The sequence below is a fragment of the Lutibacter aestuarii genome, assembly GCF_042676885.1.
GTDB lineage: Bacteria > Bacteroidota > Bacteroidia > Flavobacteriales > Flavobacteriaceae > Lutibacter > Lutibacter aestuarii.
The window spans coordinates 475,284-494,780 of sequence record NZ_JBHTIC010000006.1 but is presented as its reverse complement, the minus strand read 5'-3'; the positions used below and the strand labels follow the sequence as shown (position 1 = coordinate 494,780).

Annotated in this window: 22 protein-coding genes and 2 tRNA genes; 14 read left to right on the top strand and 10 right to left on the bottom strand. The window is 29.1% G+C overall.

From position 1 onward, the window contains the following. The first annotated feature begins 1 nt into the window (after position 1). Complete coding sequence (gene hypD / locus ACFQZW_RS06955; RefSeq protein WP_298265443.1) at positions 2–1,093, top strand: hydrogenase formation protein HypD; 1,092 nt, start codon at positions 2–4, stop codon at positions 1,091–1,093. A 2-nt stretch (positions 1,094–1,095) separates the two neighbouring features. After that, a complete protein-coding gene (hypE, locus tag ACFQZW_RS06950; RefSeq protein ID WP_298265441.1) occupies positions 1,096–2,121 on the top strand; it encodes a hydrogenase expression/formation protein HypE in 1,026 nt (341 codons plus the stop codon). Here the strand turns inward: hypE and ACFQZW_RS06945 are convergent. The 4 genes from ACFQZW_RS06945 to ACFQZW_RS06930 all read right to left on the bottom strand — a co-directional run bounded on the left by ACFQZW_RS06945 (position 2,118) and on the right by ACFQZW_RS06930 (position 4,204). Continuing rightward, positions 2,118–2,819 carry an urease accessory protein UreH domain-containing protein gene (locus ACFQZW_RS06945; protein ID WP_298284816.1) on the bottom strand — a complete coding sequence of 234 codons (702 nt, stop codon included), beginning with the start codon at positions 2,817–2,819 and terminating at the stop codon, positions 2,118–2,120. The two genes, hypE and ACFQZW_RS06945, sit on opposite strands and share 4 nt — an antisense overlap. Before the next feature lie 116 nt (positions 2,820–2,935). After that, on the bottom strand, positions 2,936–3,262 hold the full coding sequence (locus tag ACFQZW_RS06940; protein ID WP_298265437.1) for a hypothetical protein: 327 nt from the start codon (positions 3,260–3,262) through the stop codon (positions 2,936–2,938). A 762-nt stretch (positions 3,263–4,024) separates the two neighbouring features. After that, positions 4,025–4,110: transfer RNA gene (locus tag ACFQZW_RS06935), tRNA-Leu, on the bottom strand. Positions 4,111–4,132: 22 nt separating this feature from the next. Next, positions 4,133–4,204 (bottom strand) — tRNA-Gly (locus tag ACFQZW_RS06930). A gap of 211 nt (positions 4,205–4,415) precedes the next feature. Here ACFQZW_RS06930 and cyoE point away from each other — a divergent pair. The 10 genes from cyoE to tsaB all read left to right on the top strand — a co-directional run bounded on the left by cyoE (position 4,416) and on the right by tsaB (position 11,681). Next, positions 4,416–5,288, top strand: coding sequence for a heme o synthase (gene cyoE, locus ACFQZW_RS06925; protein ID WP_298284819.1), 873 nt, complete (start codon positions 4,416–4,418; stop codon positions 5,286–5,288). A 16-nt stretch (positions 5,289–5,304) separates the two neighbouring features. Next, the gene (locus tag ACFQZW_RS06920; protein ID WP_298265427.1) at positions 5,305–5,886 is read left to right on the top strand and encodes a cytochrome c oxidase subunit 3; all 582 of its coding nucleotides are present in this window, start codon (positions 5,305–5,307) and stop codon (positions 5,884–5,886) included. A 55-nt stretch (positions 5,887–5,941) separates the two neighbouring features. Further along, complete coding sequence (locus ACFQZW_RS06915) at positions 5,942–6,922, top strand: cytochrome c oxidase subunit 3 (protein WP_298265425.1); 981 nt, start codon at positions 5,942–5,944, stop codon at positions 6,920–6,922. 20 nt (positions 6,923–6,942) lie between these two features. Next, positions 6,943–7,296, top strand: a complete 354-nt coding sequence (locus tag ACFQZW_RS06910) for a cytochrome C oxidase subunit IV family protein (RefSeq protein WP_372801166.1) — start codon at positions 6,943–6,945, stop codon at positions 7,294–7,296. A gap of 67 nt (positions 7,297–7,363) precedes the next feature. Next, on the top strand, positions 7,364–8,008 hold the full coding sequence (locus ACFQZW_RS06905) for a hypothetical protein (RefSeq protein ID WP_298265421.1): 645 nt from the start codon (positions 7,364–7,366) through the stop codon (positions 8,006–8,008). Between the two features lie 4 nt (positions 8,009–8,012). Further along, positions 8,013–8,639, top strand: coding sequence for an SCO family protein (locus ACFQZW_RS06900; RefSeq protein WP_298265420.1), 627 nt, complete (start codon positions 8,013–8,015; stop codon positions 8,637–8,639). Beyond that, positions 8,639–9,154 carry a DUF420 domain-containing protein gene (locus tag ACFQZW_RS06895; protein WP_298284824.1) on the top strand — a complete coding sequence of 172 codons (516 nt, stop codon included), beginning with the start codon at positions 8,639–8,641 and terminating at the stop codon, positions 9,152–9,154. Before ACFQZW_RS06900 ends, ACFQZW_RS06895 begins: the two co-directional genes overlap by 1 nt. Position 9,155: 1 nt before the next feature. Continuing rightward, positions 9,156–9,368: a hypothetical protein gene (locus tag ACFQZW_RS06890; protein ID WP_298265418.1), complete on the top strand. Its 213-nt coding sequence runs from the start codon at positions 9,156–9,158 to the stop codon at positions 9,366–9,368. Between the two features lie 158 nt (positions 9,369–9,526). Further along, positions 9,527–10,894, top strand: a complete 1,368-nt coding sequence (locus ACFQZW_RS06885) for a TolC family protein (protein ID WP_386781975.1) — start codon at positions 9,527–9,529, stop codon at positions 10,892–10,894. A 109-nt stretch (positions 10,895–11,003) separates the two neighbouring features. Beyond that, positions 11,004–11,681, top strand: coding sequence for a tRNA (adenosine(37)-N6)-threonylcarbamoyltransferase complex dimerization subunit type 1 TsaB (gene tsaB / locus ACFQZW_RS06880; RefSeq protein WP_386781973.1), 678 nt, complete (start codon positions 11,004–11,006; stop codon positions 11,679–11,681). Here tsaB and ACFQZW_RS06875 read toward each other — a convergent pair. The 6 genes from ACFQZW_RS06875 to ACFQZW_RS06850 all read right to left on the bottom strand — a co-directional run bounded on the left by ACFQZW_RS06875 (position 11,678) and on the right by ACFQZW_RS06850 (position 18,459). Then, entirely contained in the window at positions 11,678–12,355 is a 678-nt protein-coding gene (locus tag ACFQZW_RS06875; RefSeq protein ID WP_372801172.1) for a hypothetical protein, read from the bottom strand. The genes tsaB and ACFQZW_RS06875 overlap by 4 nt on opposite strands. A gap of 56 nt (positions 12,356–12,411) precedes the next feature. Next, the gene (locus ACFQZW_RS06870; RefSeq protein WP_372801174.1) at positions 12,412–13,218 is read right to left on the bottom strand and encodes a mechanosensitive ion channel family protein; all 807 of its coding nucleotides are present in this window, start codon (positions 13,216–13,218) and stop codon (positions 12,412–12,414) included. 98 nt (positions 13,219–13,316) lie between these two features. Further along, entirely contained in the window at positions 13,317–15,356 is a 2,040-nt protein-coding gene (locus tag ACFQZW_RS06865; protein WP_386781969.1) for a thioredoxin domain-containing protein, read from the bottom strand. Between the two features lie 112 nt (positions 15,357–15,468). Then, positions 15,469–15,669 carry a dodecin family protein gene (locus ACFQZW_RS06860; RefSeq protein WP_298265409.1) on the bottom strand — a complete coding sequence of 67 codons (201 nt, stop codon included), beginning with the start codon at positions 15,667–15,669 and terminating at the stop codon, positions 15,469–15,471. Between the two features lie 493 nt (positions 15,670–16,162). Next, positions 16,163–17,350: a pyridoxal phosphate-dependent aminotransferase gene (locus ACFQZW_RS06855; protein WP_298265407.1), complete on the bottom strand. Its 1,188-nt coding sequence runs from the start codon at positions 17,348–17,350 to the stop codon at positions 16,163–16,165. An 11-nt stretch (positions 17,351–17,361) separates the two neighbouring features. Next, complete coding sequence (locus tag ACFQZW_RS06850; protein ID WP_298265406.1) at positions 17,362–18,459, bottom strand: fatty acid desaturase family protein; 1,098 nt, start codon at positions 18,457–18,459, stop codon at positions 17,362–17,364. Positions 18,460–18,608: 149 nt separating this feature from the next. On the opposite strand from ACFQZW_RS06850, the gene rsmG reads away from it, so the two are divergent. Both rsmG and ACFQZW_RS06840 read left to right on the top strand, forming a co-directional pair. Next, a complete protein-coding gene (rsmG, locus tag ACFQZW_RS06845) occupies positions 18,609–19,235 on the top strand; it encodes a 16S rRNA (guanine(527)-N(7))-methyltransferase RsmG (RefSeq protein WP_298265404.1) in 627 nt (208 codons plus the stop codon). A gap of 69 nt (positions 19,236–19,304) precedes the next feature. Further along, entirely contained in the window at positions 19,305–19,484 is a 180-nt protein-coding gene (locus ACFQZW_RS06840; protein ID WP_298265402.1) for a hypothetical protein, read from the top strand. The last annotated feature ends 13 nt before the right edge of the window (positions 19,485–19,497 follow it).

The following is a 19,497-nucleotide window of genomic DNA, read 5'->3' as shown; positions in this document are numbered from 1 at the left end:
TATGAAATATTTAAGTGAATATAGAAACCTTGAAGCTACGAAAAGAATTTTAGATGAAATTCACAAAATTACAACTCGTGAATGGAATATTATGGAAATTTGCGGAGGACAAACACATAGCTTAGTAAAAAATGGAATTTTAGAACTATTACCTGAAAAAGTAAGAATGATTCATGGTCCTGGTTGCCCAGTTTGTGTAACTCCCCTAAATTTAATTGACAAAGCCATTGAATTATTAGAGCAAGGTGTAATTGTATGTTCATTCGGAGATATGATTCGTGTACCAGGAAGTAAAAAAAGTTTGTTGGAGGCTAAAGCAAAAGGAGGCGATTTACGCATTTTATATTCTCCAATTGAGGCTGTTTCAATAGCTAAACAAAACCCAACAAAAGAAGTCGTTTTTTTTGCAGTTGGTTTTGAAACTACAGCACCTGCAAATGCTTTATCAGTTTTACATGCTGAAAAAGAAGGAATTTTAAACTATTCCATTTTAGCTTCTCATGTATTAGTCCCTCCAGCAATGGAAGCAATTTTAGATGATAAATTTTGTAGCATTGATGCATTTTTAGCCGCAGGTCATGTTTGTGCAATTATGGGAATTCAAGAGTATTATCCTTTGGTAGAAAAATATAAAATTCCGATTGTAGTTACTGGGTTTGAACCTCTCGATTTAGTACAAGGAATTTATATGTCCGTTAAACAATTAGAAGAAGGCAACCATCAATTAGAAAATCAATATGCCCGTGTTGTTAAAGAGCATGGAAACACCTCAGCCATCAATGTCATTCAAAAAGTATTTAAAATAGGAAACAGAGAATGGCGTGGTATCGGTGAAATTCCAAATAGCGGTTATGTTATTAAAACTGAGTACCAAAAATACGATGCAGAACTAAAATTTAAAATTAATAATATAAAAGTACCTGAAAACAACAAGTGTATTGCTGGTGAAATATTACGAGGTATTAAAAAACCTCATCAATGCAATCAATTTGCAAAAACCTGTAAACCATCAAATCCTTTAGGAGCCCCTATGGTTTCATCAGAAGGTGCTTGTGCAGCATATTATCATTTTTCAAACAATTTAATAGAATAAAAATGGATATAGAAAATATAGGTTTTGAAACCATAAATTTAGGACATGGAAGCGGTGGTGAACTTACTAGAAATTTATTAGATAAAATTATATTTAAAACATTTAGCAACCCCTATCTAGATCAAAAACATGATGGATCCGTCGTGAAAATTGAAGGAGAAATTGCAATTTCAACAGATAGTTTTGTAATAACACCTATTTTTTTTAAAGGAGGAAATATTGGTGAGTTAGCTGTACACGGAACTGTAAATGATGTAGCTATGTGTGGGGCAATTCCAAAATATTTATCTTTAGCGTTTATTGTAGAAGAAGGATTAAAAGTTTCTGAATTCATTCAAATAGTGCAATCTGTAAAAAAAGCTGCTGACGAGAGTGGCGTTTTAATAATTACAGGAGACACCAAAGTTGTAGAACGTGGAAAAGGCGATAAAATTTTTATAAATACCACTGGTTTTGGTTTAGTGCACCCAAAAGCAAACATTTCTGTTGATACTATAAAAGAAGGCGATAAAATTTTAGTAAATGGCTATATTGCTCAACACGGGATGGCTATTATGAGTGAGAGAGAAGGGCTAAATTTTGAATCTACCATAGAAAGTGATACAACCAACTTAAACTTTATAGTTACTGAATTACTAGATAAATTTGGCGATAAAATTAAACTATTTAGAGATCCAACTCGTGGTGGTTTAGGAACGGTTTTACACGAAATTGCAAATGACATATCCAAAGGCATATTCTTAAAAGAAAAGTATATCCCTTTAGAAAAACAAGTTGCTGCAGCTTGTGAAATGTTAGGTTTAGACCCCATGTATGTTGCTAACGAAGGTGTATTTTTAGTTATTGTAGATTCTAGTATTGAATTAGAAGTTTTAGCTTTAATGAAAAATCACAAAAAAGGTGAAAACGCAGCTATTATTGGTGAAATTACATCTGAGCATCCAAATAAAGTTGTAATGCAAAGTTCCATAGGAGGAAAAAGAATTGTAAGCCCTCTAGTTGGCGAGCAACTCCCAAGAATTTGTTAATTAGCAAAAATCCAATAAACCCCAATTACTAAAGCAAATAATCCACCAGCAAATCTAATACCTTTAAAAAAAATTTCATTGTGATCTCTTTTAGAAAAATCTGCAATTCTTCCAATAACAATTGCAAAAGAAATCATAGCCAACAAAGTTCCTATTGCAAAACCAATTATGTATTTTGAAGAATCAAACATAGAAGTAAAGCCAATTACAGGTAAAAAAAGTAAAAAATGAGCTACTCCTGCCAAACCATGAATAAAACCTACAGATAAAGAAGCTAAAGTTCCTTGTTTTAAATTGGGGTGAGTGTGATTGTGTTTTTTCTCTATGTGGTGGTCATGCTCATGTTTATGAATCAATGGATGAAGAGTACTATGAATATGGGTGTGTTTATGAGATTGTTCTTGTTTAAATATTTTAAAAAGCACCCATATTCCTAAACCAATTAAAACAATACCTACAAACTGTTCACTATGTGTTGAAATTTTTTCAATAGGAATCAATTCTTTAAAAACCATAAATAACATTCCAATAAACAACATGCCTAATAAATGACCAATTCCCCAAAACAAGCCAACTTTCCAGGCTTTCTTTTTACTTTCAATTGCAAACGGTGTAACTGCAGCTAAATGATCGGGACCTGAAATTACATGTAACATTGCGGCTATTACACCCGCAAATAAAGGAAAAGTAAGCTCCATAATTATCTTATAATTTAATTACTAAATTTAAGATTAATTTTCATTTTTTTTAAATTAAAATCACAAAAAAAGCCAAAACAAATTTGTTTTGGCTTTTAATTAATTTTGCTTGTTTATTAAGATTTAACAGTAATTGGCATACTGTATATTTTATCTCTTACTCCCGGATTTTCAATTTTTTTATAATTTAAATTCTTTCGTATGTAATTAAGTACATCTTGATTTTTTGAATCTACATTTAGTACTACTACCTCACCTTCAGAGCTAAATGTAAAAGTAATATTTACATAAATTTCATTTTCAACAATAAAATCTGGTTTTTCCAATAATTTCACAATTTCGCTTCTCATCTTATCTTTAGAAATATCTTCTTCAATATTAGCTGCAAACAAGCTTGATGTTCCAATAATTAAGGCTAGTGTTAATAGTTTAAATTTTTTCATGATAAAGTAGTTTTATAAGTTATAATCTATTGTAAAGACGCATCAAAAAAAATTATGTTACCTTTTTATAAAGCTATTAACAAATGTTTAACTATTTAACAAGTAAAATTTTTGAAGTATTGTTTTCAATAACAAAATGATATAGGCACTATAGAGATTGATAAAATCTAAGACGATTTTATTATAGTTTTAAATATCTAAGCCTCTAATCTTTTTTTGGTTTATTCACAAAGTGAATCGAAGCTCTGTTGCTATCTGGTTGCTCGTGAACCAAATCCAGACCGATACTCTTGCAAAATTCTTGCATAATCTCTATTGCTTGTGAAGCTGATATTTGCTCTCGCTGTTTTTTCTTTTTTGATTTCATAAACTATCTCTAAAAATAATGAATTATTCTATTTTATTCAAATTTATACTCTAAAAATATTTAAGAGATATAATGCTTACTTTCAGAATTATAAGTAAAACCTTCTACTTTTTTAAAACAAAATATTAGAAAATTTAAAAGCAATTTACAATATTGATTACATAGCAGAAATAACACATTCTATAATTCAATTTTTATTTTATAAATTTATTTTAAGCTTTTAAGAATTAGTGAGGTTTAGAAGGCTCAAACTGAGCAATGAGGACTAAACTGTCTTTAAAGAACGTTATTCTAAAAAGTTAACCACTCATTATTTGCTATAATACATTAAATTATCAGAACACCTCCTTAAAACTAAAAAACCTTGAAAATCAAACGATTAACAAGGTTTTTAGTACAGAAGGCGGGACTTGAACCCGCACGGACATTACTGTCCACTGGATTTTAAGTCCAGCGTGTCTACCAATTCCACCACTTCTGCATTGGTATTTTATATATTGTAGAGCGAAAGACGGGATTTGAACCCGCGACCCTCACCTTGGCAAGGTGATGCTCTACCCCTGAGCTACTTTCGCAGTCATTTTTTTAAGAACTTGGCATTTATTATCTCAAATGCGAGTGCAAATTTAAAACAATTATAATAACTGCAAAGACTTTTTTAAAATTTATTTTAATTATTTTTTTAATCTCCTTATTTTAAGGTTGTAAATCTCTAATAATAAAATATCTTTGCACAGATTTTAAACCTTTTTAATGCAAGCGTCATCTAATTCTACTCATAAAAACATGAATTTTACTCTAATTTATAGAGATTTTAAGCAACTTACCAAGGTTGGTTTATCTTTGAGTGTCGTATTTTCATCACTTGCAGGATATTTATTGGCCACAGAAGAAATTAAAGCTTTAACACTTATTTTATTGGCTATTGGAGGTTATTTAATGGTAGGTGCTTCAAATGCTTTCAATCAAATTATTGAAAAAGATACCGATGCTTTAATGAAAAGAACAATGAATAGACCTTTACCAGCTGGAAGAATGCATGTTTCAATGGCAATGGTAATTGCAGTCTCATTCACCATTTTAGGATTAGCTATCCTATATAGTATCAATCCGAAAAGCGCACTATTTGGAGCTATTTCAATCTTTCTTTATACAAGTGTTTATACCCCTTTAAAACCAATAACACCTTTGGCTGTTTTTGTTGGAGCAATTCCTGGTGCAATACCTTTTATGTTAGGATGGGTTGCAGCAACTAATACTTTTTCAATAGAACCAGGCATGTTATTTTTAATTCAATTTTTTTGGCAATTTCCTCATTTTTGGGCCATTGCTTGGTTGCAATTTGACGAGTATAAAAAAGCAGGGTTTAATTTAATGCCAATGGGTAAAAAAAATAAAAAAGCTGTAATACAAATAATTATTTATACTAGTTGTTTAATTATAGTTTCTATTATTCCGGTTTTAAAAATCACTGGAACTTTTTATATTTACCCAATTACAGCTATTCTTTTAGTTGCCTTAGGAAGTATTATGTTATATTATGCAATTAAATTATACAAACACCAAACCAATAAAGAAGCACGACAATTAATGTTATCAAGTGTTTTGTATATTACATTAATTCAAGTAATCTACGTAGTTGATAAATTTTTACACTAAAATAAATCATATTGAAATGAAAGAAACTTTAAAACAAGAATACAAACAAGCTAAAAGAAAGTCTGCTAAACCAATGCTATGGGTTTCAATGATTAGTATGGTTATGATGTTTGCTGGGCTTACCAGCGCATATGTAGTTAGTAGAAAAAGAAGCGATTGGGTTTCATTTGATTTACCAAATGCATTTTATACTAGCACCATTTTAATTGTTTTAAGTAGCATCACATTTATTTTAGCAAAAAATTTTATTAAAAAAAACAATTATAAACTTACTTCAACTTTTTTAATAACCACCCTTTTATTAGGAATTGGATTTATATTTTTTCAATTTCAAGGTTTTAATGAATTGTTTGATGCAGGTTTTGTTTTTGCAGGAGAACAGAGTACCGTTAAATCTTCATTTATTTATGGAATTACTCTGGCTCATTTAGCACATATTGCTGCTGGAATTGTTGTTCTTTTAGTGGTTATTTTTAATCATTTCAATAAAAAATATTCATCAAAAGATTCTCTTGGGTTAGAGTTAGGTGCTATCTTTTGGCACTTTGTTGATATACTATGGATTTACTTGTTTTTATTTTTCTATTTTATTAGATAAAAAAAATAATGTACTTTTGGCGAAACTATAACTAAAAAATCAAAACAAAACTTTTATGGAAGCAACTATTGCTACTAAAGCTAATGGAAAAACTTGGGATGGTGGTAACAACAAACCACTTGGTGCAAGTTATGGAAAAATGATGATGTGGTTTTTCATTTTATCTGATGCACTCACATTTTCAGGATTTTTAGGCGCATATGGTTTAATGCGTTTTAAATTTATTGAATCTTGGCCTATTGCCGACGAGGTATTTACTCACTTTCCTTTTTTACATGGTTTTCATGCACCAATGTACTATGTAGCTTTAATGACTTTTATCTTGATATTTTCATCTGTAACTATGGTGCTAGCTGTTGATGCTGGACACCAAATGAATAAGAAAAAAGTTACTTTTTATATGTTTTTAACCATTATTGGTGGTTTAATATTCTTAGGTTCACAAGCTTGGGAATGGAAAAATTTTATCAATGGTTCTTATGGAGCAGTTCAATTAAATGATGGAAAAATCATACAATTTGTAGATGCTTCTGGGCATCAAATAGAATTAAAAAGTTTTGCAACTTCCGCACACTCTGAAAGAATACAACATACAAAAGATAAAGGACTTTGGTTTGAAAAAGAAGCTACTTTACCAACCTTTACAGTTGCTGAAGTTATTGAAGGTTTTAAAGCAAATCCAGATATTACAATAAGAACTGAAAAAATAAACGCAGACACTAAAACCAAAACTATTATTCCTCGCGCAGAAGCTATGGCATATTTAAATGAAGCAAATGCAGTAATTGAAGGAGCTAATTTAAAAGTAAATGAATATGGTAAAACATTGTTTGCCGATTTCTTTTTCTTCATCACTGGTTTTCACGGTTTTCACGTTTTATCAGGTGTAATTATTAACATAATTATCTTTTTTAATGTAATTATTGGAACTTATGAACGCAGAGGGCATTATGAAATGGTTGAAAAAGTAGGATTGTATTGGCACTTTGTAGATTTAGTTTGGGTATTTGTATTTACATTCTTCTACTTAGTTTAATTCATTAAAAAAACAACAAAATGGAACACGCACAAGAACATACATCTCACACTAAATTAATTTGGAAAGTATTTGGGATACTTTCATTAGTAACAATTGTTGAAGTTGTTTTAGGAATTATAAAACCTGACTCACTTCATTTAACAAAAATTTTAGGAACAAGTCCATTAAATATCATTTTCTTAGTATTAACATTGGTAAAAGCATACTACATTACTTGGTTTTTTATGCATATGGCCGATGAAAAAAAGAGTTTAAGACGTGCAGTTGTGTGGACAGCAGTTTTTCTAATTATTTATTTAGCTACTTTATTATTAATTGAAGGAAGTTATATAAATGATGTATTAGGTCCACTAACAAAATGGAACTACTAAACAATAAAATATTAAATAAAGAAGGTGGTTAATTAAGCCACCTTTTTTTATTTTTGTAAAAAACATCATGAAAAAATTTTGGATACTTTTTAGCTTATTCATTCTTCCATTAGTATTTTATATTTTCCTTTCAAAAGGGATTTATAAGTACTCAAATTTACCAATTTTAACAGAAAATGTTCTTGATGTTCAAGAATTTTCTTCAACTAATACCACCTTTAAAGAACATCTTACAGTAGTTTGTTTTTTGGGAAACGATTTAAATACAGCAAAAGGAAGTATGTTTAATTTAAATCAAACAATTTATAAACGATATTATCAAAAACCTTATTTTCAAATTGTAGCAATACTTCCTAAAGGAACTGAAAATAATTATAAAAGTGCTATAGAAGAACTTTCTGCCTTTACAGATATAAGCAAATGGAATTTCATTTACACGAATGAAAATAACATAACTTCAACCTTTAAAAGTTTAAATACCCCATATAGTTTAAACGAAAATTTATATTCTGAAAATGCTTTTATAGTAGATATGGAAAATAGATTGCGTGGTAGAAAAGACGATGAAGATACCGCAGATGGTAAATTATATGGCTATAATATGAAGTCGGTATCAACGTTAAAAAATAAAATGAAAGATGATATTGATATTATTTATTATCAATTAAAAAAATCTGCCGAAAAAGAAAGTAGAAGAAAAAGAAAAATTTAAAGTCATGAAAAAATATTCATATATCGGAATTGCCTTTATTATTTTAATTTTTGGAATCTATGCCGTTCCTAAAATTGTAAATAAATTTAAAACTCCCAAACTTGTTAAAATTGGTCAAGTTCCTACTTTTGAATTCACAAATCAAGAAGGACAACTTATTTCAAATTCATTTTATGATGAAAAAGTATATGTAGTGGAATTTTTCTTTACTACTTGTCCAACTATCTGTCCAAAAATGAATGAAAATATGGTAAAAATTCAAAAAGAGTATTACGGCAACCCCAATTTTGGAATTGCTTCTTTTAGTATCAATCCAAAACATGACACTCCAGAAATTTTAAAAGCTTATGCTAAATCTCATGGAGCAACTTTAAAAACTTGGAATTTTTTAACGGGTGATCAAGATAAAATTTATGAATTAGCAAATAGTGGTTTTACATTATACGCAGGTGAAAATAGTGAAGCCGAAGGTGGTTTTGAACATTCAGGAATGTTTGCTTTAATAGACAAAGAAGGAAATATACGTTCTCGTATGGATGAACTTGGAAACCCAATTGCGTTTTACGATGGTTTAGACCCAAAAGGTGTACAAATGATTAAAGAAGATATTGCAATTTTACTTAAAGAATAATGAACAAAGAAATTAAAAAATATAATAAGTGGATTGTGACATTATCCATAGCTATTCCCCTTGTAGTTGCTATCTTGTTTCGTGTAAAAATAGATGCAACTTTACCTATCTTTTTACCTCCAATTTATGCAACATTAAATGCTTTTACAGCTGTGATTTTAATTATTGCTTTTTGGGCAATTAAGAATAAAAAAGTAGTGTTACATGAAAAACTTATGAAAACTGCTATATTGTTTTCTGTTCTTTTTCTAGTAATGTATGTAGCTTATCATATGACCTCAGAATCAACAAAGTTTGAGGGTGAAGGTGCTTTAAAAATCTTTTATTTTATCATTTTAATATCTCACATTGTATTATCTATAGCTGTAATACCGTTTGTATTGATAACTTATGTACGTGCAATTACAAATAATATTGAATTACATAAAAAAATTGCTCGTATAACATTTCCTCTTTGGCTGTATGTTGCAATTACTGGAGTACTTGTTTATCTTATGATTTCACCTTACTATTAAAATGAAAAAAATACTACTTACCATATTACTTTTTTTTACAATCCAAATAATGAGTCCGCAATGCGCAATGTGTAAGGCTGTAGTTGAAAGTGGTAATGCTTCAGAAGCCGAAGGTTTGAATTCTGGCATTCTATATTTAATGGTATTTCCTTATCTTTTAGTTGGGGTCTTATTATACTTCATTATTAAAAATAAAAGAAAAAATAAAATTTAACATTTCTATAAGAGGCTAAAAGTGTAACAAATAATAATTTTAGTCGTCATATAACAAAAATCGACTTTCCCGAAGGAAATTTCTGTTATTATATTTTTTACAATATAAAAGTTCTTGAATTCGGTATTGACCATAAAATTTTAAAAAACTCAACTTAAATGAGATCAAAAATTGTTACTATTTTAGCACTCGTATTTTTTATTACAGTACAAGCTCAAGATAAAAAATGGACACTACAAGAATGTGTTAATTATGCATTAGAAAACAACATTTCAATTAAACAACAAGAACTAAACAAAGAACTGATTGAAGAAGATATTATTACTGCTGAAGGGAATTTTTACCCTTCTTTAAATGCCTCTGCTTCACAAAACTTCAACTTTGGGTCCTATATAGACAATTATGGAGGTCGTGTTTCTCGTGACAGTAGATCCAACAGCTTTAGCCTTGGAACTGGTGTAACACTGTACAATGGACAAAGAAATAAAAACACACTGTTGAGAGCTCAAAAAAACTTAGAGGCTGCTGGTTTTGATTTAGAAGAAAACAAAAACAACATTATGTTATTTGTTGTAAACTCTTACTTAAACGTACTATTAAATAAAGAAAGTCTTAAAATAGCTGAAGAACAAGTTTCTATAAGTGAAAGTCAAGTTGAAAAAGTAAAAAATTTAGTGGAAGCTGGTTCCCAACCAAGAGCAAATTTATTTGAAGCCCAAGCTACATTAGCTACCAACACACAACAATTGGTTACCGCACAAAATAATTTAGATCTTTCATTATTAAGTTTAGCTCAACTACTTCAAATATCTCATAAAGGTTTTGATGTTGAAGATGTAGTATTAAATATCAATGCAGCTTCTTTAATTTATAATGATACAGATGTAATTTATAATACTGCACTTGGTAATTTACCTGAAATTAAAAGTGCTGAAATTGCTGTTGAAAATTCTGAAGTTGCTATAGATATTGCTAAAGGAGCGTTTTTACCTTCACTATCATTTAGTGCAGGTTTAGGAACTTCATACCAACACAATCAAGGACAAAAAGATGTAAGAGCTATTTTAGATGAAAATAACAATGTAGTATATGTACCTAATGGCTTTGGTAAACAACTTGAAGATAACTTAGGTTATAATTTTGGGTTTTCATTAAACATTCCAATATTTAATAGGTTTCAAACAAAATCCAATGTTGCAAGAGCTCAAATAAACAAAGAAAGGTTTGAACTTGCTTTACTTGACAAACAAGTAAAATTAAGAGAAACTATTGAAAAAGCATATGCTGATGCTAAAGCTTCACTAAATCAGTTTGTAGCAGCTGAACAATCTTTAAAAGCACAAGAAGAATCTTTTAAAAACGCACAGGTTAGTTACAATTCAGGTGTAATGACATCTTTTGATTTTGATCAAGTTAGAAATAGGTTAGTAAACTCACAATCATCGCTTATAAATGCAAAATATAATTTTGTGTTTAGAACAAAATTATTAGAATACTATTTAGGTATTCCAATAGTTATAGATTAATATTTTTTACGGAATAATTAATAGTTAAAACATCTAAAGTTTCTCTTTAGATGTTTTCTTTTTATAATCATCAATTTAAGTATCTTTGTTCTTTTAAACAAGACTACTAGTGACTTACATTTTAAATATTGAAACCGCCACAAAAAACTGTTCAGTTAGCATTGCAAAAGACGGTAAAAATGTTATTTTAAAAGAACTCAATGATGGAGCTTATTCTCATGCAGAAAAATTACATGTACTGATTGAAGAAGCGCTTAATGAAGCTCAAATTTCATTTTCAGACTTAAAAGCTATTGCGGTAAGCAAAGGTCCTGGCTCATATACAGGACTAAGGATTGGTGTTTCTGCAGCTAAAGGATTGTGTTTTGCATTAAATATTCCATTAATTTCAGTTGATACGCTTTTATCACTAGCAAATTCAATTTCAATTACTGAAGGTATAAAAGTTCCTTTGTTAGATGCTAGAAGAATGGAAGTTTATAGTGCCATTTACAGTTCAGAAAATGAAAAACTAAGAGCTATTGAGGCGCAAATTATTACTGCTGAATCATTTTATTCCTATTTGAAAGAAAATAAAGTTTATTTTTTAGGAGATGGCGCTGAAAAGTGTAAAAATTTAATTACACATGAAAATGCAAAATTTATGGTTGACCTATTTCCTTCGGCTAATGAAATGAGTTTTTTATCATATGAAAAGTACAAAAAAAGCGACTTTGAAAATGTCGCTTATTTTGAGCCTTTTTATTTAAAAGATTTTGTAGTTACTAAATCTAAAAAAAATGGTTAATTTAACGTATTGTAATACTTAAATAACTGTATTAAATCTTCTTTATCTTTAAAACTAAGCCTATTCTTTTTAGCATAATTTTGAATATCATTAGACTTTTCAGAAAATAACTTTAACACATCTTGTTTCTTTCTAGGTAATTCAGTAGTAGTTCCATTTTTATAACCAATGTAAAATTTGTCATTTACCCTTTTTAATGTTGGTGGTTTATATTTATCATAACCTGTTTTAGGCTTTACAGCTTCAAAAAATTTAATTTTTTCTTTATTTAATAAATCTATTTTATTCCCTTGAAATAAAACAACAAAATATCCAATCGAATTATCATTGTTTTCAGTATCAAAAAATAATTTATATTTTTTGTTAGTAGCCAAAAATACTACTTCTTGATTTAAAACTTTATTAAAATTATAGAACTTTCCTTCTTTTTCAAATTCCATTTCATCTTCATATGCATTATATCTCATAGGGTAGGCTGTTTCAATACCCTTTATTTTAGCTGGGAAAAAATCATCATTAACATATGGACTACCCACTAATTCCTTAGACCTTAAATCTAAAGAAGTTACACTGACACTATGGTTTAAAATTTGTTCAGATTCAGATTGCCCATAACTAAACAAACATGTTAAAAAACATGGTAAAAAACATAATTTAATTAATCTTGTATTCATTTTAAATCTTTTTAAGTTATTAATATAGCTATCAAAAATTATTCCAATAATAATCTTCATTTTTTTATTTCTACTTGATGTGGATAAGGAATTTCTATACCGGCTTTATCTAAGGCTAATTTACCTTCTTCTAAAACGCTATGATATACCTTCCAATAATTTTCAGAAGTTGCCCAAGGTCTTACTGCAAAGTTAACTGAACTATCCGCCAATTCAGATACATTTATCGTTGGAGCAGGATCTTTTAAAACATTTGGGTTATTTAATAAAACTTGCATTAATACTTCTTTAGTTTGTTTAATATCTTCATCATAACCCACTCCAAAAGTTAAATCTACTCTAAGTTGGCCTTCTTCTGTATAATTAATAATATTACCATTTGATAAGGCTCCATTTGGAAGAATAATCAATCTATTTTGTGGTGAATTTAGTTTTGTGACAAAAATTTGAATTTCTTTAACAACCCCTATTTGACCTTGTGCTTCTATCACATCACCCACTTTAAATGGTTTAAAAATCATAATTAAGGCTCCTCCTGCAAAATTTGCTAAAGATCCTTGTAAAGCCAATCCAACAGCTAAACCTGCCGCACCTAAAATTGCTATAAATGAAGTTGTTTCAACTCCTACTTGAGAAATCGCAGTTATAAAAACTAAAATTTTAAGAGCCCAACTCAATAAATCTCCTAAAAATTTTTGAAGAGTTTCATCTACACCTCTTTTTTTCATTAATTTTTTTGTGATTTTAACCACTTTTTTGGCTAACCACAAACCAATAATTAAAATTAAAAGCGCAGAAACTACATTCATTGCATTTTTATCTATTATATCAATTATTTTGTCTAAGTATTTTTGGTAATCCATAAGTTTGTTTTTATTGTTAATTTTCTATTTATTTACTAAAAGTGGTGTACTTCAAAGGTAATAAGCACATATCGATTAAAAAAATTATAAGTTAATTTCTAAAACTCAATTTTTAATTTGGTGATTGCTTTTTGTGCATTAATTTCTGGCAGCTTACAAGTTCCATTTTCACAAACAAAAATATACGTTTCTTGATTTGTATATCTTCCTTTTAATAATGGAAGATTGCTATCTTTTATACTTCCAGCTAAAATTTTATTGGGTATATACTTTTTATGAATCTTAGATAATTTTTCAAATGCACTTTTTCCAGAAATAACAATTTCATAAAATTCGCCAACAAAATTACTCATTAATAGTAACCAGTTTGAGTATCCAGAGCCATACTTAAAAGTTTTATCTTTTACATTATGAAGCATTTGCTGACTAACTTTTAAATAATACGAATTTGAATAATAATGACTTAATTTAAACAAATTAATTGCCATAATTGAGTTTGAAGCAGGAATTACATTGTCTTCAATTTCCATTTTTCGCGTTATTAAACTATCATCTATAGTTGAAGTAAAATAAAACATTGACTTTTTTAAATCAAAAAAATGATCAAAAGTATAATCCGTTAATTGTTTGGCTGTGGTTAACCAAGCTTCATTAAATGTTACTTCATATAAAGAAATATAAGCGTCAATTACGGCGGCATAATCTTCTAAATATCCATTTATACTACTAATTCCATTTTTATAATTATGATTTAAATTTCCAGTTTCCTGTATTTGTTTGGTATAAATAAATGCTGCATTTTTGTTAGCAATATCTAAAAAGTGAGGTTCATTAAAAACTTTATAAGCATCTATAAAACCTTTTAGCATTAATGCGTTCCATGAAGTTAGTGATTTATCATCTAACCTAGGTTTTGCTCTTTTATTTCGTTCGGTTAAAAGTATATTTTGCCACTTTTTTACTTTATTTTTTAATTCTTCTATTGAAATTGAGTTGTTGTTTGCGATTATACTATCTTCGTTTTTTCGAATTAAAACATACGTATCGTTTTCCCAATATCCATAATAATTAACATTGTAATATTCTGAAAATAACTCATAATCTGATTTTAGTAGTTTTTGTAATTCATCTTTAGTCCATACATAATAAGCGCCTTCCTCTAACCTCCCTTCAGAATTTAAACTATCAGCATCTAAAGATGAATAAAAAGCGCCTTCATTATTCATCAGTTCTCGTTCAACAAATTGTAATGTTTGATAAACGATATTTTTGTACAATGGGTTTTTGGTAGCTTGAAAAGCTTCTGAATACAAACTCACTAACTGTCCGTTATCATATAACATTTTTTCAAAATGAGGAACATGCCATTTTTTATCCACCGAATACCTTGAAAACCCACCTCCTACTTGGTCATAAATACCACCATAAGCCATTTTGGTTAAAGAAGTGTTTACATATGTTAATATGTTTTTATCTTTTGCCTGAGTTGCATAACGAAGCAAAAATTGGTAATTATTAGGCATTGGAAACTTAGGAGCTCCTCTTCTACCTCCTAAATTTTCATCCATATATTGATTCCAATTTGTAACAGCTATTTTTAAGTTTTCAAAAGAAAAATTAATAGCTTCTTTATTTTGAACAATTAAATCAGAATTTTTAATTCCTTCGGTCAATTTTTCAGCATACTCTAATACTTCTTCAGTTTTATCAGTATACATTTTATTTAATTGTTCTAGAGCATTTATCCAACTCTCTTTAGGAAAATAAGTTCCTCCCCAAATTGGTCTTCCATCAGGTAAAGCAATGCAGTTAAGTGGCCAGCCACCTTTCCCTGTCATTAATTGGACTGCATTCATATAAACTTGATCAATATCTGGACGCTCCTCTCTATCCACTTTAATATTGATGAAATATTGATTCATCACCGCTGCAACCTCTTCGTTTTCAAAACTTTCATGTTCCATTACATGACACCAATGGCAAGATGAATATCCTATAGAAATGATGAGCAGCTTATTTTCTTTTTTAGCCAACTCAAGCGTTTCTTTATTCCAAGCTTTCCAATTTACTGGATTATGTGCATGTTGAAGTAAATAGGGGCTTGTTTCATGAATTAAACTATTGGTGTATTTTGACATTTTTGTTGTTGTTTTATAATTGCATCCTATTAATAAGGCAACAATAATAGTTGTTAATTTGAAAATAAAAAAGCGCATTAAAGCGCCTTTATTTAATTTATAAAATACGTTGTTATTTAACCTCAAAAGTAATTTTCACATTTACTCTAAATTCAACAACCTCATCATTATCAACAACAACACTTTGAGATTGTACAAATGCAGATTTAATATGTTTTACACTTTTTGAAGCTTGAGAAACTGCTTTTCTAGTAGCATCCTCCCAACTTCTATCAGAACTTGCCATTACTTCAATAACTTTCATAACTGCCATAATAATATATTTTTTGTTAATAGAACTTAAATATACAATTTTCTTGCCTAAACATTGATATTTCTCATTTAAAACAACATTCTAAATTTTAATTTTGGAGCTCTTAAATGAGTCTTCATAATGAAAAAGTTAATTTTGTTTTTAACCCTATTTATAATTGTAACCAAAACCTATTCTCAAATTGAAATTTTAAAAGGTAAAAGAAACTCAAGGTTATTTATTAGCTCCAAGTTTAAATTATAAAATTTCTAAAGCTATCGTATTTAAGTTTTGGTATTTATATTTTAACTATTTCCCAAATGGTGTTTCTCAGGTATTTCTTCATAAAAATGAGCACAGATTTTGGCAATTAATTACTTTAAATTCATCTTTAAATAGTGTACTACATTGTACATTAAGTACACCTTTATTACCTTTTGATTTGACTAAACATTAAAATCCATAAAAAAACCCGAGTAAAATTACCCGGGTTTAATTACAATCAATATAATTTTTAATTCAATGCTGTTTTAATTCTACTTATGGCTTCACGAAGTTGTTCTTCAGAAGCTGCATATGACATTCTAATACAATTTGGTGCTCCAAACGCTTCACCGGTTACTGTGGCAACATTCGCTTCTTCTAAAAGAAACATTGAAAAATCAGAAGCAGTTTCTATTTTATGACCTTTGATTTCTTTTCCAAAAAAAGCGGCAACATTTGGAAAAACATAAAAAGCTCCTTCAGGAACATTTACATCAAATCCATCAATTTCTTTTAATAAATTTACAACAATATCTCTACGGTTTTTAAATTCATCAACCATATATTTTATTTTAGAAACAGGAGCTTCTACGGCTGCAATAGTTGCTCTTTGCGCAATACTATTGGCTCCTGACGTAATTTGACCTTGCATTTTGGTACAAGCCTTAGCAATCCATTCTGGAGCTCCAATATAACCAATACGCCAGCCAGTCATTGCAAAAGCTTTTGCTACACCATTAACGGTAATAGTTCTATTATACATACTTTCAATAGAAGCAAAGCTAAATACAGGCTCTCCATAATTAATATGCTCATAAATTTCATCTGAAAGTATGTAAATATTTGGGTACTTTTCTAATACTTTTGCCAACGCTCTATATTCTTCTTCACTATAAACCGTTCCGCTAGGATTGTTAGGTGAGTTAAAGAAAATCATTTTAGTTTTAGGCGTTATGGCCGCTTCTAATTGTTCTGGAGTAATTTTAAAATCGGTTTCAATTGTAGAAGGAATTTCTTTATAAGTAGCCTCTGCCAAAATTGAAATTGCGGAATAGCTAACCCAATAAGGTGCTGGCAATAAAACTTCATCACCAGGATTCAATAAAACCATTGCAACATTAGCAATGGATTGTTTGGCTCCAGTTGAAACCACAATTTGACTTGGTTTATACTCCAAGTTGTTATCTCGTTTAAATTTAGCACAAATTGCTTGTTTTAAATCCAAATACCCATCCACAGGACTATAAGAACTATAATTATCGTGTATAGCCTGTACTGCTGCTTCTTTAATAAAATCTGGAGTATTAAAGTCTGGTTCCCCTAAACTTAAACTAATGATATTTTTTCCTTGCTCTTTTAATTCTCTTGCTTTAGCAGCCATGGCTAAAGTTGCAGAAACTGGTAAACTGTTAATTCTGTTTGATAGTTGGTCTTTCATAGACATAAAATTTATGCGTAAGCAGGTTGTTTTCCTAAAGATTTAAGTTGATTAAAATGTTCTATTATTGCTTTCCTCATAGTTTTATACTCGTTATAAGGTAAGTTAAATTCTTTCGCTGTTTCTTTCACAATTTTAGCGATTTTTCCATAATGAATATGTGAAATATGAGGAAAAATATGATGCTCCACTTGATGATTTAAACCTCCTGTGTACCAAGAAATTATTTTATTTGTTGGTGCAAAGTTAGCAGTAGTATATAATTGGTGAATCGCCCAAGTATGTTCTAAGTTTCCTTCTTTATCTGGTAAAGGCATTGTTGTTTTTGGAACAACATGTGCTAATTGAAAAATAACACTTAAAATCATGCCAGCTGTATAATGCATTACAAAAAACCCTATTAAAACTTTCCACCAAGCAATATCTAAAACTGTTAATGGTAACACAATCCAAAGTAAGTAATAAACTATTTTAGTAATAATTAAAACAGTCCATTCTTTTGCTGGATTTGGAAACTCTCCATAAGAAAGTTTTCTTTTTAAATAATTATGCATTTGCTTAAAATCTGTAGTTATTGCCCAATTAATGGTTAATAAACCATATAAAAATATGGAATAATACTTTTGGAATTTGTGTATTTTAAACCATTTTGCATGCTTTGAAAAACGAATAATTCTACCTGCATCAATATCTTCATCATGTCCTTGAATATTTGTAAACGTATGGTGTAATACATTATGTTGAACTTTCCAGTTGTATACATTTCCTGCTAAAATGTAGATACTACTTCCCATTATTTTGTTTACCCATTTTTTACTTGAAAATGACTCGTGATTGCTATCATGCATTACATTCATCCCAACACCAGCCATTCCTATACCTATAACAACTGTTAACAATAACAATAACCATTGTGGCATTGAAACTGTTAAAATTAATACTAACGGAATTAAAAATACTCCAAACATAATAATAGCTTTTGAATATAATTTCCAATTACCAGTACGTTTAATTTCGTTTTCTTTAAAATAGGTATTTACTCTTTTATTTAGCGTTCTAAAAAATTTTGCTTTATCTATTCTTGAAAAGCTTATTGTTTTGTTACTCATTATCTTATTTTATATATCTACATCTACGAATTGTCAAAATTAAGCCATTTAAACTTCGCAATTGCTATTTTATGAAAAAAATAACATTTTCACAAAAGATGTTATTTTAATTTTAGAAATAGTAATTTTGCCGCTACATATTAATAATAATGGAAACAATACTAAAATATTTTCCTGATTTAACAGAAACTCAACTCCAACAATTTTCAAAATTAGGTGGTTTATATAAGAAATGGAATGCTCAAATCAATGTCATTTCAAGAAAAGATATTGATGAATTATATACTCGACATGTACTTCACTCCTTAGCCATTGCAAAAGTACAGCCTTTTCAACCTAATAGTTCTGTGTTAGATATTGGAACAGGTGGCGGCTTCCCAGGAATTCCATTGGCTATTTTATTTCCTGAAACTAATTTTTATTTGGTAGATTCTATTGGTAAAAAAATAAAAGTTGTTCAAGAAGTTACTACTGCTTTAGGATTAAAAAATGTAAAAGCGGCACATATGAGAGCTGAAAAAGTAAAAGGAGAGTTTGATTTTATTGTTAGCAGAGCGGTTACTAAAATGGATGATTTTGTTAAATGGACCAAAGGTAAAATTGCAAAAAAACAACAACATCAGCTAAAAAATGGGATATTGTATTTAAAAGGAGGTGATTTAACTGAAGAGTTAAGCAGCTTCCCTAAAGCTACATTATTTAATTTAACCGATTTTTTTGATAACGATTTTTTTGAGACCAAAAAAGTTGTGCATATTCCTCTTAAGAAAAAATAATTATGACATATGTTAGTTTTTAAGTAAATAATAAAAGGTAAGTTTGTCCTATAATATTTAATTAGAATTATGAGTCATAATAAAGAATGTTTAGTTTGCAAAACATCATCATCAGAAATACCTGTAACAAAATTTTATTATCAAGAAAGCGAATTTTTTATTTGCCCTCAACATATTCCTATTCTAATTCATAACCCTCAACAATTAGTAGGATTATTACCTGGAGCGGATAAATTAAAAGGTGGATAATAATTAGGTTCGT

Coding starts and splice junctions, on each gene's coding strand:
- hypD (WP_298265443.1), top strand. CDS start 2: ATGAAATATTTAAGTGAATATAGAAACCTTGAAGCTACGAAAAGAATT.
- hypE (WP_298265441.1), top strand. CDS start 1,096: ATGGATATAGAAAATATAGGTTTTGAAACCATAAATTTAGGACATGGA.
- ACFQZW_RS06945 (WP_298284816.1), bottom strand. CDS start 2,819: ATGGAGCTTACTTTTCCTTTATTTGCGGGTGTAATAGCCGCAATGTTA.
- ACFQZW_RS06940 (WP_298265437.1), bottom strand. CDS start 3,262: ATGAAAAAATTTAAACTATTAACACTAGCCTTAATTATTGGAACATCA.
- cyoE (WP_298284819.1), top strand. CDS start 4,416: ATGAATTTTACTCTAATTTATAGAGATTTTAAGCAACTTACCAAGGTT.
- ACFQZW_RS06920 (WP_298265427.1), top strand. CDS start 5,305: ATGAAAGAAACTTTAAAACAAGAATACAAACAAGCTAAAAGAAAGTCT.
- ACFQZW_RS06915 (WP_298265425.1), top strand. CDS start 5,942: ATGGAAGCAACTATTGCTACTAAAGCTAATGGAAAAACTTGGGATGGT.
- ACFQZW_RS06910 (WP_372801166.1), top strand. CDS start 6,943: ATGGAACACGCACAAGAACATACATCTCACACTAAATTAATTTGGAAA.
- ACFQZW_RS06905 (WP_298265421.1), top strand. CDS start 7,364: ATGAAAAAATTTTGGATACTTTTTAGCTTATTCATTCTTCCATTAGTA.
- ACFQZW_RS06900 (WP_298265420.1), top strand. CDS start 8,013: ATGAAAAAATATTCATATATCGGAATTGCCTTTATTATTTTAATTTTT.
- ACFQZW_RS06895 (WP_298284824.1), top strand. CDS start 8,639: ATGAACAAAGAAATTAAAAAATATAATAAGTGGATTGTGACATTATCC.
- ACFQZW_RS06890 (WP_298265418.1), top strand. CDS start 9,156: ATGAAAAAAATACTACTTACCATATTACTTTTTTTTACAATCCAAATA.
- ACFQZW_RS06885 (WP_386781975.1), top strand. CDS start 9,527: ATGAGATCAAAAATTGTTACTATTTTAGCACTCGTATTTTTTATTACA.
- ACFQZW_RS06875 (WP_372801172.1), bottom strand. CDS start 12,355: ATGAATACAAGATTAATTAAATTATGTTTTTTACCATGTTTTTTAACA.
- ACFQZW_RS06870 (WP_372801174.1), bottom strand. CDS start 13,218: ATGGATTACCAAAAATACTTAGACAAAATAATTGATATAATAGATAAA.
- ACFQZW_RS06865 (WP_386781969.1), bottom strand. CDS start 15,356: ATGTCAAAATACACCAATAGTTTAATTCATGAAACAAGCCCCTATTTA.
- ACFQZW_RS06860 (WP_298265409.1), bottom strand. CDS start 15,669: ATGGCAGTTATGAAAGTTATTGAAGTAATGGCAAGTTCTGATAGAAGT.
- ACFQZW_RS06855 (WP_298265407.1), bottom strand. CDS start 17,350: ATGAAAGACCAACTATCAAACAGAATTAACAGTTTACCAGTTTCTGCA.
- ACFQZW_RS06850 (WP_298265406.1), bottom strand. CDS start 18,459: ATGAGTAACAAAACAATAAGCTTTTCAAGAATAGATAAAGCAAAATTT.
- rsmG (WP_298265404.1), top strand. CDS start 18,609: ATGGAAACAATACTAAAATATTTTCCTGATTTAACAGAAACTCAACTC.
- ACFQZW_RS06840 (WP_298265402.1), top strand. CDS start 19,305: ATGAGTCATAATAAAGAATGTTTAGTTTGCAAAACATCATCATCAGAA.